1 protein-coding gene and 1 pseudogene are annotated in these 713 nt (G+C 77.3%); both read right to left on the minus strand.

What is annotated here, in order from left to right:
- A pseudogene (locus GH736_RS23830) lies at window positions 1-308 on the minus strand (allophanate hydrolase subunit 2 family protein); the annotation flags it as partial.
- On the minus strand, window positions 305-713 hold a 409-nt coding region (locus GH736_RS23835; protein ID WP_159607578.1), incomplete at its 5' end, for a 5-oxoprolinase subunit B family protein. The gene GH736_RS23835 and the pseudogene GH736_RS23830, both read right to left, overlap by 4 nt.

Genomic DNA, 713 nt, shown 5'->3' on the forward strand with positions numbered 1-713 from the left:
TCGAGCACGGCGCCGTCGTGGGCGCGGGCCGCGGTGTAGGGCGGGATGGGGCGACCGTCGAGGGTGAGCGGTCCCCATGCGCCCGTGACCGCGAACCAGGCCTCGCCCTCGAACCGCGCCCGGAACCCGCCCACGGCCAGCTCGAGCGCCGCGGCGCCGTCGGCATTGCCCACGAGCCGGTTCGCGAGCGCCAGCGCACCGCGGTCGAGGGCACCGGATGCCGCGACGCCCAGGTGCGCGAGGCCGGGGCGGCCGAGGTCCTCCACGAGCGCCGAGGCGCCCGGGTGCTCGACACGCAGGCGGGTCATCCCGCGTCGACCGCCTCGAAGCGCACCCGACGTCCGGGCGCGAGCAGCGCCGGATCGGCCGACTCCGCATCCCAGAGCGCGGACGACGTGCGCCCGATCAGCCGCCAGCCGCCCGGACTCTGCCGCGGGTAGACGCCGCCGAATGCGCCGGCGAGCGCGACGGAGCCGGCCGGCACCCGTGGGCGCGGCGCGTCGAGGCGGGGCACCTCGAACGGCCAGTCGTCGCTCACGAGGTAGCCGAAGCCCGGCGCGAACCCGATGAACGCGACGCGCCACTCGATCGAGGTGTGGCGGGCCACGAGGGCCTCCGTCGAGACGGCCAGCAGCGTCGCCGTCGCGGCGAGGTCGTCGCCGTCGTAGGACACGGGGATCGTGACGGGCGACGCCGTGGCGCCCGCGACCCGT

The organism is Agromyces humi (assembly GCF_009720255.1).
GTDB classification, from domain to species: domain Bacteria; phylum Actinomycetota; class Actinomycetes; order Actinomycetales; family Microbacteriaceae; genus Agromyces; species Agromyces humi.